Here is a 16,602-nt window from a genome sequence, read left to right as displayed (position 1 = left end):
CCGCCGGCCGGGAGCTGGGCCCGGCGGGCGGCCTTCGGCCGGAACGGCCCGGGACCGCCTGGGAACGCCTGGGGCGTCCCGAGCGGTCCTGCACCGCTCGGGACGCCCCAGGACCGTCTAGAACGGCACCGGGGCGATGTCGGCCTCGGCCCGCTGGCTGCTGGCGGCGGCGACGGTCGCCGGGTGGCTCTCTCCCAGCGTCCGGCGGAACCGGGTCAGCGTGTCGGTGTGCAGCACCGTGGCCTCGTCCACACGGTCCAGCGCGCGCAGGTCGAGAACGACGTTGTTGGCGCCGGCCAGCGTGGTCGGGTGGTCCTTGCCGAAGATGCGGGTGAGGATCCCCAGGGACTCCCGGTCGAGCTCCAGGGCCTCCTCGTGGCGCCCTTCGGCACTGCGCTGGTTGGCCATGCCGAGGGCCGTCGTGACCGTGAGGACGTGCTCGTCGCCCAGCGACTCCCGCAGCCCCCGCAGCGCCGTGCCGACCTCTTCGCCGGCCGCGTCGAGATCGCCCAGGTAGCGCAGGGTGATGGCCAGGTTGGTCCGGGCCGACAGGGTGTAGGGGTGGACACTGCCCAGCTTGGCCGTGTAGCGCCCGATCGTCGCTTCGCCCAGTTCCCTGGACCGCGTCAGCTGGCCGTCCTGCCGGAGGTCGACGACCAGGTTGGCCGCGGAGGCGATGGCGTCCGGGTGGTCGGCGCCGTAGCGGTTCTGGAACTTCGACAGCGCCAGTTCGCCGAGCTGCACCGCCCCGTCGTGGTCCCCGGCGCGCCGACGGCACACCGCGAGCACCCGGGCGCAGCTCACGGTCGAGGGGTTGTCCTCGCCGTAGGTCGCGATGTAGCGGGCGTAGACGTCCTCCTGGTGGGTGACGGCACCCGGGTAGTCGCCGGTCTCGCGGATGTCGATGGACAGGTTGCTGAGGGTGTTGAGGGTGTCGAGGTGGTTCTCGCCGAGTGCGAGGGTCCGCAGCCGGGCCGTCTCGGTGTCGTACTCGCGCGCCTCCTGGTACAGGCCCATCAGCCGCAGCCCGACGCCCAGGCTGTGGGCCGCGCGCAGGGTGGCGGGGTCGTCGTCGCCGAAGGCCCGCAGGCAGCGGTCGTAGACCGACCGGTTGATCTCCAGCCCCTGTGCCATCTCGGCCCTCAGCCGCAGCCCGCTGGTCAGCTGGATGAGGGCGTCCAGGGTGCCCTCGTCGTCCTCGCCCGCGACCCGGATGTACGTGTCCGCGGTGCGCTGCATCATGGCGGCGGCTTCCTCGTACTCTCCGACCATGCGCAGGAGATAGGCCAGCCACTTCGCCATTTCCAGCGTCTGCTGGTCCTCGGCGCCGAACTTCGCGGTCCACACGTCCAGCGCCTCGCGGGCCATGGAGACCGCGCCGTCGTGGTCGCCCCAGTAGTAGAGGAACTCCACGACCCCGCGGATCAGGCCGCGCACCCAGGGCGAGTCGCACTCCACGGCCCGCGACACCGCGATGTGCGGCAGCAACTGCTGGTAGCGCGGCCACAGTTCGCGGGAGCTGGGGCTGTTCGGGTTGGCGTCGGCGAGCAGCAGGTGGGCGCCGTGCCGCATGTCCGCCTGCTGCTGCGGGGACATGCGGTTGACCAGGACCGCCTGGACCAGACGGTGCAGCTGGATGGTGTCGTGCCGGTGCTCGATGCGGGCCAGCGCGTAGACGTTGATCTCCCGGATGGCCCGGCCGAGCCGGATCGGGTGGCGCAGGGCCTCGTCGAGCTCGGGGGCGATGGTGCTCCGCGAGTTGTTGAACAGGGAGCGGGAGATCGGCTCCGGGGCGAAGAACGAGCAGACCTGGAGGAGCTGGAGGGCCGCGGGGTTGCGCTGTTCGAGCTGGCGCAGCGAGACGTCCCAGGCGGCGGCCACCGACATCGGGTAGTCCGGCGACGGGACGAGTTCGAGCATCAGCTCGGCGATCTTCTCCCGGATCAGCCCGAGGTACTCGTCCACGGCCATGCCGGTGACGGCCTGCCAGGCCGCGGCCTGCTCGATGGCGAGGGGCAGGTCGCCCAGCTCCTGGGCGAGCAGGTCGGCGTCGGCGTCGCTCAGGTCACGGGCCCGGCGGCGCAGCAGCGCCTTGCTCTCCTCGCGCGTGAAGACGTCCACGGAGAGGGTCCTGGCCACCCGGTCCCACTCCTGGTTCCGGGAGGTGATGAGGATCTTGCCGGTGCCGCCGGTCGGGAAGTAGGGGCGCACCGCCTCGACGTTCTCGGCGTTGTCGAACACCAGGAGCCAGCGGTCGTACGGATCGCCCCGGCGCAGGGCCTCGCGGACCGCCGGGACCGCCCGGTTGGCCTCCGCGCCCACGTTCAGGCCCAGCCGGTGGGCGAGTTCGGTGAGCGCGGTCAGGATCATCGTCGGCTGTTCGGAGGGGATCCACCAGATCACGTCGTATTCGGCGGTGTGCCGGTACACGTATTCGATGGCGATCTGGGATTTCCCGACCCCGCCCATGCCGTGCAGGGTGTGCGGCAGCACCGCCGAGGTGTCGCCCGTCAGCAACTGCTCGTGCACCTGCTCGAGAAGGTCCTCCCGGCCGGTGAAATTGGGGTTGTTCGGTGGCACGTTGCCCCAGACCACCGGCACGGAGGCGCGCTGCGTGGCCTGCCGTGACTCCGGTGCGGCCGGCCCCGGGACCGTCCTGCCGGGTGACGGGAGGCCGGCGCCCGGCTGCCCGTCGGCGCTCGGCACGGGAGTCTCCCGCACCGGAGTCCCGCTCGCGGATCCCTCCGCTGCATGCTGGTACTCGCTGGCAGTGGTGTCGGTCATGTCCGGGCCGCCCAAGTCTGGATTTACAACATTTTTATTTCGGTTATCGTGGCCCATAAGCCGCGAATTCTCATTCATCGACGCACCCGAAGGGGCCCCCTCCAGAGCCGCGCTGACCCGGCGGGCGCGCAGCAGATAGGGCCCCGACAGGGCGCGCAGCACGGCCAGCTCGACACGCACGAACGGCAGGCTCTCCGCCGTCACTTGTGGAACCGGCTCCTCCTCCGGGGCGAGCAGCGCACCGTGCAGCCCGCGGGCCGCCTCGAACCGGTCGCCGTAGAACTCGGACACCGAACTGACCACCCGGGCCGTGTCCGCGCGCATCGCACCCGCCAGCAGCGCCTCGCGCGCACCGTCGACGAACTCCAGCGGCACGGGCGCGGCGGCGCTCCGCGCCCCGGCGGGCGGGGGCTGTTCCAGCAGGCCGCTCAGAAAGAGCTCGGCCAGATGGGCCGGCTGTGCCTCGGGCACCAGCCGGCGCTGTACGTCCCGCACCAGGCGGGGCTCCAGGATCGCGGCGGCCAGATGGGTGGCCAGCCGGAAGGCGGTGGGGGTGGCATGGCTGCGGAAGCGCCGGATGCGCTCCTGCACCGAGGGCGCCGGGATGACGACCGGCGGCTCGTCGACGTCCTCCTCGGGCTCGTCGGGCGCGCCCAGCAACAGCACCGGGGCCTCGATCCAGCCGGGCTCCGCACCGGCCACCAGACCGGCCCAGCGGCCCAGCCACCGGGCGTCCAGTTCGAGGACCGGGACCGCCGCGCTCCAGCCGGCGGGCGGCGGGTCGAACGGGTCGCGCCACTCGGCCGGGAAGTCCACGGCCAGTTCGGTGGTGCGGGCCGCCGCGCGGGGGCTGCGCAGCCGCGCCTGCCGGGGCACCAGCGCGGTGCGGTGCCAGTCCCGCTGGGACAGCAGATGCACCACCGCCACCGGACCGGCCGCCGACCACGGCTCCAGCGCCCGCCGGCCGGCCGCGGTCCGCCACAGCGGCCCCAGTCCGTCGGTCAGGACCAGGACGATCCGGCGGCCGGTGCGGTCCACCAGCTCGCCGGGGACACCGAGGACGTCGTGGTCCGGGTACGGCCCGCGCAGCACCGCCTCCGGCCCCCGCGCGGTCTCCCGCAGGCCGAGCCGGTGCACCCGTACGTCCCGGAAGGCGCCCAGCCGCTCCGCCAGGGCGGTGAGCTCGGCGACCGTCTGCTCCCAGACGACCATGGTCGCGTGGTCGTCCACCACCAGCACCAGGTCGAAGCGGCGCTCGTCCGCCGACCGGGTGTAGGGCATCCACAGGCCGTCCTCGGCGGCGCGTTCGGCGGTGGTCTCCTCGTCCAGCTCGACCTCGAACGCCGAGGGCACCAGCTGCTTCAGCGGTCGCAGGGCACGGCTGATCCCCGCCGCGTCCCGCAGATCCGGCACCGCCTCGACCGCCTCGACCGGCTCGGCCGACCCGGTCCGGAACCGCCGGGCGGCCCGCTCCCGCGCGGAACCCGGCCCGGAACCGGCCGGCCCGGGACTCTGCGGCCCGGCAGGCGGCAACGGCAGGAAGAGCACCTCGGCCAGGTCACCGGACGCGTCCCGCACCTCGTCGCCGCCGGCCCCGTCCGCCGTTCCGTCGCCGTTCCGGGCCGTCGGACGGCCGTCGGCCCCGGCAGCCGCACTGTCGTCCGTGCCGCCTGTGCCGTCTGTGCCTCCCGTACTGCCCATGCCGCCCGTGCTGCCCGCCGCGCCGCCCCCGCTCCCCGTCGTACCACCGGGGCGGCCCGTCCCGTTCGTCCGGCCGGACGCGGACGGCCACCCCGGGATCTCGGGCAGGCCGGAGAGCTCCGACAGCGCGGTCGGCCGGGGCTGCGGCGGGCGGTCCGACGCCGGCAGCCGGGCCGCCAGCGTCTGGTACGCGTGCAGCCAGAGGCCCTCCGCCACTTCGAAGGCCTCCGGATAGGCACGCGGGTCCTCACCCATCAGGGCGCCCCCGACAACTCACGCCAGAGCGCCTCCAGCAGCTCGCCCCAGGACTCGTCGTCCTCCCGGACCCCGGCCGTCCGCAGGAACACGGCGTTGAGCAGCTGGTCGGTCGCCAGCCCGCCGTTCTGCCGGCTGCGTTCCACGAACGCCCGGATCATCTCGTCGTGCCGGCCCTCCTGGTCCCGGAAGTGCGCGGCGATCATGGCGGCCAGCTGGTCCTCGCGGGGCGGGGAGACGTCCAGCCGGACGCAGCGCCGCAGGAAGGCCGGCGGGAACTGCCGTTCGCCGTTGCTGGTGATGACGACGAACGGGAAGGCCCGGCACCGGACCCGGCCGTCCGTCACCGTGACCGTGGCGTCCGGGTCGTCGGTGAACACCCGCGCCTCGCTCTCGTGATGGCGGGCGCGGACCAGTTCCGGGATGTCGTACGAACCGTTCTCCAGCACGTGGAGAAGGTCGCTGGGCAGATCGATGTCGCTCTTGTCCAGCTCGTCGATGAGGAGCACGCGGGGCAGTTCGTACGGGAGCAGGGCGGTGCCCAGCGGGCCGAGCCGGACGAAGTCCCCGATCCGTGCCCCGGTGCTGCCCTCCGGCGCCGCCGACGGGGTACGGTCCGCCGCCTCCGGGGTGCCGTCGCCGGACGGCGCGGCCGGGGCGGCCGGGCCCCGCCCGAGGGACGCCTGGGCGCGGCCGATGGCGTCGTACTCGTACAGTCCGGCGCGCAGGGTGCTGCGCGAGGTGATGCCCCAGTGCAGCACCCGGCCCAGGCCCAGTTCGCGCGCGACCAGATAGGCCAGCGTGGACTTCCCGATGCCGGGCCGGCCGGTCACCAGCAGCGGCCTGCGCAGCAGCAGCGCCGTGTTGATCATGTCGATGTCGTGCGGGTCCTGCCGGGAGGTGGTGCGGCCCATGCTGCCGAGCCTGCGGTCGGTCTCGGCGCTCTCGGCCGGTACGGGCGGCAGCACCGGGCCGCCGTCGAAGGCCCGCCAGCCGGGCGGCGGGGGCAGCACGTCGGCGAGGCGGATGTCGGGCAGCGGTTGCCCGGTGCCGCGGTAGATCCACCAACTGCGGCTGACGGGCCCGCCGTTGCGGCTGCCGTTGTGGGCCGGGGGCTGGGCGCCGTTCATGAGGTCCCCTCGTCGTCGTGTCCGCCGCGCACGCTTCCGGGATCCGATGCCGGGTAGTCGGACCAGTCGACCAGCCGGTTCGGGTTGTCGAGGAGCACCGCGAGGTGACGTCCTGAGTGCGCGTCGCGTTGCGCCGCGGCGGCGGTGGCCGCCTCGATCCGCAACTGCCGGACGCGTTCGGGCAGTTCGGCGGCCGTTCCGCGCAGCAGCTTGTCGACCCGTTTGCGGAAGTCGCCCGGGGGTGTGGGCCGGCGGTCCCAGACGGCCAGCGGCACACCGGCCCGCAGCGCGGCCTCGAGCGTGGCCTGGCGGCCCTCGGGTCCGGCCAGCGGAGGCGCGTTGAGCGCGACCGACACCAGCCGCTCGTCGGCGGCGAGGGTGCTGTTCCAGCGCACGGGGTCGTGGCCGCGCTCGCCCGTCGTGTCCCAGTGGCAGAGGATCCGGGGGCCGGCCGTCATCTGCTGCCAGCGGTTGCGCCAGCGTCGGTGGTACCGCCGGGCCCGCATCCGCTCCAGGCTGCGCAGCGCCACCGGGAAGTCCAGGCACAGCGCGGTGGCGGAGTCCGAGTGCGAGGCCGTCGGCAGCCATTCCACCGGGTCGTTGAGCAGCTGGAGCGGCAGCACGAACTCGAGCACCGGCCTGCCGGGGCGCTCGCCCCAGTCCTCCTCGACGCTCTCGACCAACTCCTCGACCGCGGCCTCGACCTGCGCCAGGGCCACGATCCGGTCCTCTCCTCGCTCCGGCCGCCACGAGCCCGGACGCCGCTGCCGCCAGTGGGACAGCAGGTACTCGTCCGGGCTCATCCCGTGCTTGCTGAGCTGGACAACGAGACAGGCAGGAGCCGGTTCCGCCACTCCGCGAGTGATCTGCGAGCGGAGGGTGTGGAGAGGACTCAGCAGGTCAAGTCGGGTGCCCTGATCGTCGTTCCAGCCGCGCAGGCCGTCGACGACCTGCCGGTCGGCGCCGGACCCGGCGCCCGCCGCGATCGCGTGCTCCACCAGGACCAGCACGGGAAGCAGGCCGTCGGGGCGGGCGTTGGCGTCGGCCAGGAAGTCGAAGGCCTCCTGGAGGGTGGCTACCGGACGGGCCGGGAGCGGCAGGTCACCGGCCGCCGCGTACAGCAGGCCCTGCGGGTCGGGATGCGGTAAGCGGCTCAACAGCGCACGGGCTCTGCGGACTTCGGCTTCCGGCAGGACCGCCAGGACCGGCGACGCGGAGACGAGCTCGACGATCCTCAGTACGGGGATCGAGCCGGGGTCGTACTCCTGGAGGGTGTCCGCGAGTACGGAGAGTCCGGAGGGCTTCCGCCAGCAGGCTTGGAAGATCTCCAGTATGTCGTGCCGCTTCCGGCTGTGTCGCCGGACGTTGGCCAACTCGGGTAACCGGCCCGCCAGCATGTCGATCAAGAGATCGCGCCCTCCCGGTGCATCGAGTCCCGACACCGCGCACATCTGCTCTACCAGCTCATGCTCGAATCCCGCCGCATGGCCGCCGTTTCTCCCACTCAACGAACTTCCCCCCGTCACGGCTCCGGCGTCCCCCAACTCCCTCCCGTTACAGGGCAGTCCAGGTGCCGCAGCCCTGCGTCCAGGGTATGGCCCAGGCCTTACGGGTGGCCACCCCGGAACGGGAATCACAGGCATCAGGCCGGAGGGTCGCACAGGCATCCGGCCGGAGGGTCGCACAGGCTTGGGCCGGACGGTCGCACGCGGGTGGGCCGGACGGTCGCACGGGCGTGGGGCTCCCGCTTCACGGCCGGGTGCGGGCACCGCCTAAGGTCGTCCGGTGACGAACAGCAGCGCGACGCGTTCCCACGACCTCGACGGCATACGTCCGGCGCCGGTGTCCCCCCGGTGGCCGGACCGGCTGCGCCGGTTCGGTTACGCCGGGGCCCCGCCCGCCGGCGTCCGGGAACGCCTGGTCCCGCCCTTCCCCGAGCCCGCCACCCGCCTCTGGCTGCTCCTGGGCCTCGGCCCGGCCCGGGCGGAGCGCCTCGCGAGGGCGGCGGAGTGGCTGGGCCCGCTGCTGGTCACCGTCCTGGCCGGCGTCCTCCGCTTCTGGCGCCTCGGCCGGCCGCGCGATCTCATCTTCGACGAGACGTACTACGCCAAGGACGCCTGGGCGCTGCTGCATCTCGGGTACGAGGGCACCTGGCCGGACCGCAAGATCGCCGACCCGGACATCCTGGCGCACCCCCAGAAGATCCCGCTCTCCGACACCGGTGCCTTCGTGGCGCACCCGCCGACGGGCAAGTGGGTGATCTCCGCCGGCGAGTGGCTGTTCGGCCTCGACCCCGTCGGCTGGCGCTTCATGACGGCGGTCCTCGGCACCCTGTCGGTGTTCATGCTGTGCCGCATCGGCCGCCGCCTGTTCCGCTCGACGTTCCTGGGCTGCCTGGCCGGGGCCCTGATGGCGATCGACGGCCTGCACCTGGTGATGAGCCGCACCGCCCTGCTCGACCTCGTCGTCATGTTCTTCGTGCTGGCCGCGTTCGGCTGCCTGCTGATCGACCGGGACCGGGCCCGGGCGCGGCTCGCGGCGGCCCTGCCGGCCGACGCGGAGGGCCGGGTGCGCCCGGACGCCGACACCGCCGCCCGGACCGGGACGGGCCGGCGGCCCTGGCGCCTCGCGGCCGGCGTCCTCCTCGGCCTGGCCGCCTCGACCAAGTGGAACGGCCTGTACGTCCTGGTCTTCTTCGTGGTCCTGACGCTGCTGTGGGACGTCGGCGCCCGCCGCGTCGCCGGGGCCCGCCACCCGTACCGCGCGGTGCTGCGCCGGGACCTCGCTGGGTCGGTCCTCGCCCTCGTCCCGACCGCCGTGGTCACCTACCTGCTGACCTGGACCGGCTGGTTCCTGTCCGACGACGGCTGGGGGCGGCACTGGGCGGACGGCCGCGGCGGCACCTGGTCGTGGATACCGGCGCCGCTGCGCAGCCTCTGGCACTACGAGTACCTCGTCTACCAGTTCAACGTGAACCTGCACACGCCGCACAAGTACCAGTCGAACCCGTGGAGCTGGCTGGTACTCGGCCGTCCCGTGCTGTTCGCCTACGACTCCCCCCAGCCCGGCCAGGACGGCTGCTCCACGGCGTCCGCCTGCACCCGCACGGTCCTCGCCCTGGGCACCCCGGCGCTGTGGTGGTCGGCCTGCCTCGCCCTCGGCTACCTGCTCTACCGGTGGGCCCTGCGCCGCGACTGGCGGGCCGGCGCGATCCTCTGCGCGGTGGCGGCCGGTTACCTGCCCTGGTTCCTCTACCAGGACCGTACGGTCTTCTCCTTCTACGCCGTGGTCTTCGTGCCGTACCTGTGCCTGGCCGTCGCGATGATGCTGGGTGCCGTACTGGGCCCGCCGGGCGCGGACCGCCGGCGCCGCACCCGGGGTGCGGTGGCCGCGGGGGTGCTGGTGCTCCTCATCGCCTGGAACTTCGTCTACTTCTATCCGATCTACACCGGGCAGACGATTCCCTACAGCGGCTGGCAGGCCAGGATGTGGCTCGACACCTGGATCTGAGGCGCACCCGCCGCCGGGGCCCGGCGCGGTAAGGCGCCCGGCTCAGCGCACTGCGGCGGCCTCGCCCGTGCGGACGGTACGCAGGACGCGGTCGACGGTCTCCCGCTGCTCGCCCACGGGTGCCGTGTAGCCGATGACGTCGCGCACGGCCCGGTCGCCGAGCGTCCGGGAGATCACCCAGGCTCCGAGGTACTGCGAGGCCATGCAGCCGCCGGCGGTGGCGATGTTCCCCTCGCTGTGGAACGGCGCGTCCAGCACGGTGACACCGCGGGCCTCGACGAAGGGCCGGCTGACCTGGTCCGTGCACGCGGGCCGGCCGTCCAGCAGGCCGAGCCGGGCCAGCACGAGGGCGCCGGAGCACTGCGAGCCGATCAGCTGGCGCCCGGGGTCGAGCGGCAGCCGGGAGACGAGGTGGTCGTCGGCGACGACGTCCCGGGTCCGCACCCCGCTGCCGATCAGCACGGCGCCGGCCTCGGCCACGAACTCCAGCGGCCGCTGCCCGGTCACCTCGACGCCGTTCATGGAGGTGACGACCGGCGTGGGCGTCGTGATGAACGCCTCGAGGCCGTCCTTGCGGCACCGGTTGACCAGCGCGGCGGCGATGAAGGAGTCCAGCTCGTTGAACCCGTCGAAGGTGACCACGGCTACCTGCATCGCAACTCCCCGGCCCGGCGGTGGACGTCCACTGTACGGTCCCTGCGTGTCCACGGTCCCGGCACGTTCACGGTCGCCGCGCGTCCACGGTCCCCGCGCGGTGCGACAGCCCGCGCCGCGCCTCAGCGGTGTGCCGTGGCCGTGGGGCTGGGTGCCGGGCCCTCCGCGCGTACCGAGCCGTGGCCGTGACCGGGGCGGGCGTGCGGGCCGGGGCTGGGCCTGCCCGCCGCCTCGCTCGTCGTCTTCCTGGCGTGGTGCCGGGGCACGACGTCCTGCGGGAAGGTCAGCTGGTCGTTCATCCACTTGAGGGCGGCCGGCATCTCCCGGACCCAGGTGGGGAAGTTGTGGCTGCCGTTCTCGGGGAGGACGGAGACGACCCGCATGGGCGCCCGGACGGCCTTGATGAAGGCCTGGGTCTCGGCGTAGCCCTTCTCGCCGTGCTTGCTGTTGGCGACCAGGACCGAGACCTGGGGCACCGGCAGGTGCTTCAGCCGCCACATCAGGTCGTGGCCGTCGATCCGGGCCTGGCGGCCGGGGCCGCTGCCGAAGAGGTTGCCGGTGGTGGGGTCGTCCTTGACCCGGTAGTCGGGCGACAGGGCGGCGGCCGTGGTGTAGACGCCGGGGTCGCGCATCGTGAGCTGGAGGGCGCAGCTGCCGCCCGAGGAGTACCCCATGACGCCCCAGGAGTTGGCGTCGTGGCCGGCCCGGTAGACGGACTTGATCGCCTCCGGGAGGTCCTTGGCGAGGAACGTCTCGGTCTGCGGTCCGCCGGGGACGTCGACGCACTCGGTGTCGCGCGGCGGGGCGATGGTGGGCCGGATCATCACCATGATCGTCGGCTGCATCTGGCCCTTGCGCTGGAGTTCGCCCGCGGTCTGCGAGACCCGCAGGTGCTGGGCGAGGTTGTAGATGCTGCCCGGGTAGCCGCTGAGCGCGACGATCACCGGGAAGCGCATGCGGTGGTACGCCTTCTGGAAGTACTGCGGCGGGAGGTAGACGAAGGCCGGGTCTACCACGCCGGTGCGGCGGCCGATGATCTTCACCGACTCCACCCGGCCGACGGCCGCGGCGGGTCCGCTCGGCAGCCCGCTGACCCTGCTCAACTGCTGGTCCCCGGCGGGCTGCACGAGCGACGCCCCGTGGACGCTGCTTATGCCGTTCACCGAACCGCCGCCGTTCCCGCCGGCCGCCTGGGTCACGCCGACCGGAGCGGTGTCGACGTTGCCGAGCAGCTCGTTCCAGGAGCCGAAGAACTGGTACGACGAGTTCACCGCGCACGCGAACGCCGCGACGATCGTCACCTGCGTCACCGCGACGGCCCCGAGCCGCCCCAGCACCTGCCACAGCCCCGGCCTGGCGAACCGCGGCCACAGCCAGACCAGCAGGGCCACACACAGGGCGGCCAGCGCCGCGAGCGCGTATACGGTCGTTCGACTGGTCAAACCCATGTCACTCAGTCCCTGGTTTCCCTGCCCGTGCATCGTTGCTTCCGCACAGGAGGAGGGCCGAAGAGCCTTCCGCGTTCCGTAACGAGGGATTCAGGAAGAAGACATGACCTGTTACGCCATGTCGGACAGGGCACCGGCCGCCGCGGGGTGACGGACGTCATTGACACACCGGATCACCGAAGGTTGTCATGAACACATGCAACTGACCGGGCGCCGTACGCTGCTCGACGCCGCCCGGGTCCAGGCGGCGACGCGCCCCGGACTGCTTCTCCACGGTCCCGCCGGCATCGGCAAGTCGACGCTCGTGGCGGCCCTCACGGCGGACCGGGCCGCCGGCACCGTACTGCACTGCTCGCCCGCCGAGGAGGACGCCCGGCTGCCCTTCGCGGGGCTCGTCGACCTGTTCGCACGGATCCCGGAGAGCCACCTGGAGGCCCTGGCGCCGCAGCCCCGGGCGGCGCTGCGGACCGCCCTGCTGCGCGGTGGCGGACCGGCGGACGACCGCGGCCTGCTCGCCGTACGCGTCGCCGTCCTCGACGCGCTGCGCGCCCTCGCCGCCGACGGCCCCGTCCTGCTGGTCGTCGACGGCCTGCAGTGGCTCGACGGACCGACCGCCGAGGCCCTCGCCTTCGCCATGCGCAGGCTCGACGACCCCGGCATCCGGATGCTCGCCGCCGAGCGGGTGGCGGACGGCGGCCAGCCCGAGCGGCTGCACTGCTGCCCGCCGGGCACCGTCGAACTCCCGGTGCCGCCCCTGACGGACGGCGAGACGGCCCGCCTGGTCCACGCCGACCTCGGCGCCGACCTGCCCCCGGCCGTACTGCGGGCGATCCAGCAGACCGCCGCCGGAAACCCGTACTACGCACGGGAGTTGGGCCGCGCCGCGCTGCGCGCCCCGGTGCCCGCCGGGTTCGGCGCGCTGCCGCCGGTGCCCCCGGGACTGCGCACGCTCCTGCTGGAGCAGGCCCGTTCGCTGCCGGAGCCGGTGCGGCGCACCCTCCTCGTGGCGAGCGCCGCCGACCGGCCGAGCCTCACCCTGCTGCGCGCCGCCGGTCTCCCCGACCCGGCCGCGGCCCTCGCGGAGGCGGAGCGGCTCGGCATCGCGGCCGCCGACGCCGACGGGGTCGTACGTTTCGGGCATCCCGTGCTCCGGGCCGCCGTGCACGCCGACGCCTCCAAGCACGGCCGACGGCAGGCGCACGCGCTGCTGGCCCGCGCGGTGACCGAACCCGTGGAACGGGCCCGTCATCTCGCGCTCTCCCACCCGTACGAGGACGAGTCCACGGCCCGCACCCTGATGACGGCGGCCGGGTCCGCGCGCCGCGACGGCGCCCCCGGCACCGCCTTCGAACTGGCCGTCCTCGCCGCCCGCCGCACCCCGGCCGGCCACCCCGCGGACCGTGCCGAACGGCTGCTGGCCGCCGCCGAGTACGCCTGCGACGCCGGACGCACCGAGGAGGCGGGCGAGGCCGCCGGCGCCGTGCTCGCCCGGTCCGGCTCGGCGGCGCAGCGGGTGCGGGCCCGCCTGGTCCTGCTGCGCGGCGCCGGGCAGGCGCTGGAGGGCACCGAGGACCTGATCACGGACGGCCTGCGGGACGCCGCCGGCGATCCGCGCTCCGAGGCCCGGCTGCACCACTGGGCCGCCGTACGGGGCCTGCTGTGCGGGGAGTTGACGGAGGCGGCCGAACACGCCCGGCGGGCCGCACGGCAGGCGGGCGCGGCCGGCGACACCGGGACCAGGATCGACGCGCTCGCCACCCTCGCCCGGGTACGCTCCCTGGCCGGCGACCCGCTCGCCGCCGACACGGCACTGACGGAGGCACTGACCTTGCTCCGCCGCGGTTCGGCAGCGCCCCACAGGGACGCCGGCCCCGATCCGGCATGCGGCTGCCACCGCGCGAGCGCGACCAACCACAACAGCACCCCAGTCGACACAACACGCCCCGACTCACCAGCGCCCCATAGGGGCGCGGGGAACTGCGCGACCAGCCACGACGGCGCCGCAGCCGACACACGGCAGATCGCGGCACCCCCAGATGCGGCACCCCCAGACATCGCGCCCCTCCCAGCGGAGCGCCCCGGCGGCCCGGAGAGCCGGCGGCTCATCCGCATGCGGGCGATCCTCGCCCTGGACTCCGACCGGGTGACCGAGGCCCGCGACCAGGTCGTCCCGCTGCTCGCGGCGACCGGCGAGCCGGCCGGCGCCGAGGACACCGTCGCGACCCTGGTGGCGCTGACCCGCATCCAGGTGCGTGCCGGGCACTGCCGGGAGGCGCTGCGCACCGCGGCCCGCTGCTCGCGGGCCCTGCCCCAGGCGGCTCCGGCCCTGTACGCGGCGGCGCTCGCCGCGACCGCGGGTGCCACCGCCGACGAGGCCCGGCGGCTGGCCGCACAGGCGGTCCGCGCCTCGGAGGCGGACGGCGACCGGCTGTTCCTGCTGCGCGCGCTCGCGGTGCTCGGGCAGGCCGAACTCCTCGGCGGCGATCCGCGCGGGGCGGCCGCCGCCGTCGAGGCACTGCAACGCGTCCGGGAACTCGGCGAGGCCATGTGCGCCGCCGACCCGCCGCTGCTGCACTGGTACGGCGACCTGGCCGAGGCCCTGGTCGCGCTGGGCGAGACGGACGCGGCCGGGGCCGTGCTCCGCGACGCCCGGGCGCGCGTGCCGCACGGCGCGCCCGGCAGCGTCCTGGCGGCGCTGGAACGGGCGGAGGGGCTGTGCGAGGCGGGCCTCGGCCGGGCACGGGAAGGGGCGGTACGGCTGCGCACCGCCGTCGAGCGGCTGCGCCGGCTGCCGCTCCCCGTCGAGCTGGTACGCACCCTGATCGCACTCGGCGCGGTCGAGCGCCGCGCCCGCCGCCGGAACGCCGCCCGGCAGGCGCTCGCCGAGGCCCTGGAGACGGCGACCCGGATCGGCGCGGCCCCGCTCGCGGCCCGGGCCAGGGACGAACTGGCCCGGCTGGCGGCCGGGGAGCGGGGCGGCGAGAGCGGTGCGGGCGGACCCGAACTCACGCCCACGGAGGCGCGGATCGCCGAACTGGTCGGCGGCGGGGCCACCAACAGGGAGGTCGCCGCGGAGCTGTTCATCAGCGTCAAGACGGTGGAGGGGGCACTGTCCCGGGTCTACCGCAAGTTCGGCGTCCGCTCGCGCACCGCGCTGGCGCACGCGATGGCCGTCGCCGTCATCGCCTCCGGGGCGGCGGTGGACACCGGCGACGACGACCGGTCCGGGCCCACCGCACAGACGGTGACGGTGAGTCAGCCGGTCCGCGCCCGTCTCCCCCGCCCGCTCGACACACGCCGTTGACGTGACATCCGCAGTTAACACGTAACGCAAGGGTTCCCCCGCTTACGGGGGTGGGTCCGGAGTTCCTACGGTGATCCCGTTCCGGTTCCGGGACGCAACTCCCCACCCCCCACTCTCCATTCCTCGGAGGACCCCAGTGAAGTCACGCCTCAAGCTGCTCGGCCTGGTCGCCGCGCCGGCCCTGGTCACGGCCGTCGTCCCCGCCGCCTTCGCGGCCGACGCCCCGCACACCGCCCGGGCCGCCGTCGCCGGAGACGTCCTGCCCGGCCTGAAGCACGACGCCGCCCGCACCGGCAAGGTGGCGGCCGGCAAGCGGATATCCGTGGCGATCAGCCTGACTCCCCGGGGCGGCACGGCACTCGACACCTTCGTGGCGAAGGTCAGCGACCCGCACTCGGCCTCCTACGGCCACTACCTGACGAAGAGCCAGTTCGCGGCCCGCTTCGGCCGGACCGACGCCGAGGTCAGGCAGCTGAAGGACTACCTGCGTTCGCAGGGCGTCACCGTCGGCAAGGTGCACTCCGGCAACCTGCTGGTCGACGCCAGCGGCACCGCGGCCCAGCTGCAGAAGGCCTTCGGCACCCGGCTGTCCACCTGGAAGGACGCCACGACGGGCCGCTCCTTCTACGCGAACGACAGCGCGCCGACGCTCCCCGCCTCCCTCGCCTCCCTCGTCAGCGACGTGGCGGGCCTCAACAACCGCGTCCAGCTGCACCACCAGGCGACCCCGCACACCGTCTCCCCGCACGACGGCCCCGGCGGCGGCTACACCCCGGCCCAGCTCAAGGGCGGCTACAACGTCTCCAGCACGTACACCGGCAGCGGCCAGAAGATCGCGCTGATCGAGTTCGACGGCTTCCAGCAGTCCAACATCACCAAGTACGACACCAACTACAGCCTCGGCTCGCCCACCCCGGCCGTGTCCAAGGTCGACGGCGGCTCCGGCTCGCTCGGCGACGGCCAGGTCGAGGTCGAGCTGGACATCGAGGTCCTGCACGCGATCGCCCCGAAGGCGAACGTGACGGTCTTCGAGGGCCCCAACTCGGACGCCGGTGAGGTCGACACGTACCAGGCCATCGTCGACAGCGGCATCCCGACCACCTCGATCAGCTGGGGCGCCGCCGAGTCGGCCCGCACCACCTCCAACATCAACGCCGTGGACGCCGTCTTCAAGACGGGCGCCGCCGAGGGCCTCGGCTTCTACGCGGCCTCCGGCGACGACGGCTCCGACGACGCGGGCGACGGCGGCACCTCCGTCGACTACCCGGCCAGCGACCCGTACGTGACGGGCGTCGGCGGCACCAAGCTGACCGTCACCTCGGCCAACGCCTTCAGCAAGGAGGTGGCCTGGTCCGGCGGCGGTGGCGGCAAGTCCTCCGTCTTCAAGATCCCGAGCTGGCAGACGGCCGTCCAGAAGAGCGCGGGCGGCGGCTACCGCCAGGTCCCGGACGTCTCGGCGCACGCCAACCCGAGCCCCGGTGTCTCCATCTACTCGCAGGGCTCCTGGTCCTCGGTCGGCGGCACCAGCGCGGCGGCCCCCGAGTGGGCGGCGTTCGCGGCCCTCTACAACCAGCAGGCCGCGGCGAAGGGCAAGGCCAACCTCGGCTTCGCCAACCCGGCCCTGTACGCGGCGAGCGGCACCGGCTTCCACGACATCACCAGCGGCAGCAACGGCGCCTACTCCGCGGCCACCGGCTGGGACTTCACCACCGGCTGGGGCTCGTACAACTCCACGACCCTGGCGACGAAGCTCCTCGGCTGACCCCGCCCCCCTCTGCACCACCCGCCCCCGCGCGCACCGGGATCCGTCCCGGTG

Annotated in this window: 8 protein-coding genes; 3 read left to right on the top strand and 5 right to left on the bottom strand. The window is 73.9% G+C overall.

Going from position 1 to position 16,602, the window contains the following annotated elements; all coding sequences use genetic code 11:
- Positions 1-117: 117 nt before the first annotated feature.
- From fxsT to ABZ887_RS42975, 3 genes are read right to left on the bottom strand one after another with little or no spacing between them, the layout of a single operon-like run.
- Positions 118-4,740, bottom strand: coding sequence for an FxSxx-COOH system tetratricopeptide repeat protein (gene fxsT, locus ABZ887_RS42985; protein WP_361303047.1), 4,623 nt, complete (start codon positions 4,738-4,740; stop codon positions 118-120).
- Positions 4,740-5,870, bottom strand: a complete 1,131-nt coding sequence (locus ABZ887_RS42980) for a MoxR family ATPase (protein ID WP_361303044.1) — start codon at positions 5,868-5,870, stop codon at positions 4,740-4,742. Before ABZ887_RS42980 ends, fxsT begins: the two co-directional genes overlap by 1 nt.
- A complete protein-coding gene (locus ABZ887_RS42975; RefSeq protein WP_361303212.1) occupies positions 5,867-7,321 on the bottom strand; it encodes a hypothetical protein in 1,455 nt (484 codons plus the stop codon). Before ABZ887_RS42975 ends, ABZ887_RS42980 begins: the two co-directional genes overlap by 4 nt.
- A 391-nt stretch (positions 7,322-7,712) precedes the next feature.
- Here ABZ887_RS42975 and ABZ887_RS42970 point away from each other — a divergent pair, with 391 nt between their 5' ends.
- Positions 7,713-9,380 (top strand): phospholipid carrier-dependent glycosyltransferase, encoded by a 1,668-nt coding sequence (locus tag ABZ887_RS42970; protein ID WP_361303209.1) that lies wholly within the window; start codon positions 7,713-7,715, stop codon positions 9,378-9,380.
- 42 nt (positions 9,381-9,422) lie between these two features.
- On the opposite strand, the gene ABZ887_RS42965 is transcribed toward ABZ887_RS42970, so the two are convergent.
- Both ABZ887_RS42965 and ABZ887_RS42960 read right to left on the bottom strand, forming a co-directional pair.
- Positions 9,423-10,034 (bottom strand): DJ-1/PfpI family protein, encoded by a 612-nt coding sequence (locus tag ABZ887_RS42965; protein ID WP_361303041.1) that lies wholly within the window; start codon positions 10,032-10,034, stop codon positions 9,423-9,425.
- A gap of 122 nt (positions 10,035-10,156) precedes the next feature.
- On the bottom strand, positions 10,157-11,482 hold the full coding sequence (locus tag ABZ887_RS42960) for an alpha/beta hydrolase-fold protein (protein ID WP_361303038.1): 1,326 nt from the start codon (positions 11,480-11,482) through the stop codon (positions 10,157-10,159).
- 196 nt (positions 11,483-11,678) lie between these two features.
- Between ABZ887_RS42960 and ABZ887_RS42955 the strand changes: the two genes are divergently transcribed.
- Complete coding sequence (locus tag ABZ887_RS42955) at positions 11,679-14,786, top strand: AAA family ATPase (protein ID WP_361303035.1); 3,108 nt, start codon at positions 11,679-11,681, stop codon at positions 14,784-14,786.
- A 136-nt stretch (positions 14,787-14,922) separates the two neighbouring features.
- Entirely contained in the window at positions 14,923-16,548 is a 1,626-nt protein-coding gene (locus ABZ887_RS42950) for a S53 family peptidase (protein WP_361303032.1), read from the top strand.
- The last annotated feature ends 54 nt before the right edge of the window (positions 16,549-16,602 follow it).

The organism is Streptomyces sp. NPDC047061 (genome assembly GCF_040643955.1).
GTDB lineage: Bacteria > Actinomycetota > Actinomycetes > Streptomycetales > Streptomycetaceae > Streptomyces.
The sequence above is the reverse complement of the archived record's forward strand: the minus strand, read 5'-3'. Positions and strand labels throughout refer to the sequence as shown.

Bases quoted from the DNA above. Each gene is read 5' to 3' on its own strand.
- fxsT (WP_361303047.1), bottom strand. From the start codon at position 4,740: ATGGGTGAGGACCCGCGTGCCTATCCGGAGGCCTTCGAAGTGGCGGAG.
- ABZ887_RS42980 (WP_361303044.1), bottom strand. From the start codon at position 5,870: ATGAACGGCGCCCAGCCCCCGGCCCACAACGGCAGCCGCAACGGCGGG.
- ABZ887_RS42975 (WP_361303212.1), bottom strand. From the start codon at position 7,321: ATGTGCGCGGTGTCGGGACTCGATGCACCGGGAGGGCGCGATCTCTTG.
- ABZ887_RS42965 (WP_361303041.1), bottom strand. From the start codon at position 10,034: ATGCAGGTAGCCGTGGTCACCTTCGACGGGTTCAACGAGCTGGACTCC.
- ABZ887_RS42960 (WP_361303038.1), bottom strand. From the start codon at position 11,482: ATGGGTTTGACCAGTCGAACGACCGTATACGCGCTCGCGGCGCTGGCC.
- ABZ887_RS42955 (WP_361303035.1), top strand. From the start codon at position 11,679: ATGCAACTGACCGGGCGCCGTACGCTGCTCGACGCCGCCCGGGTCCAG.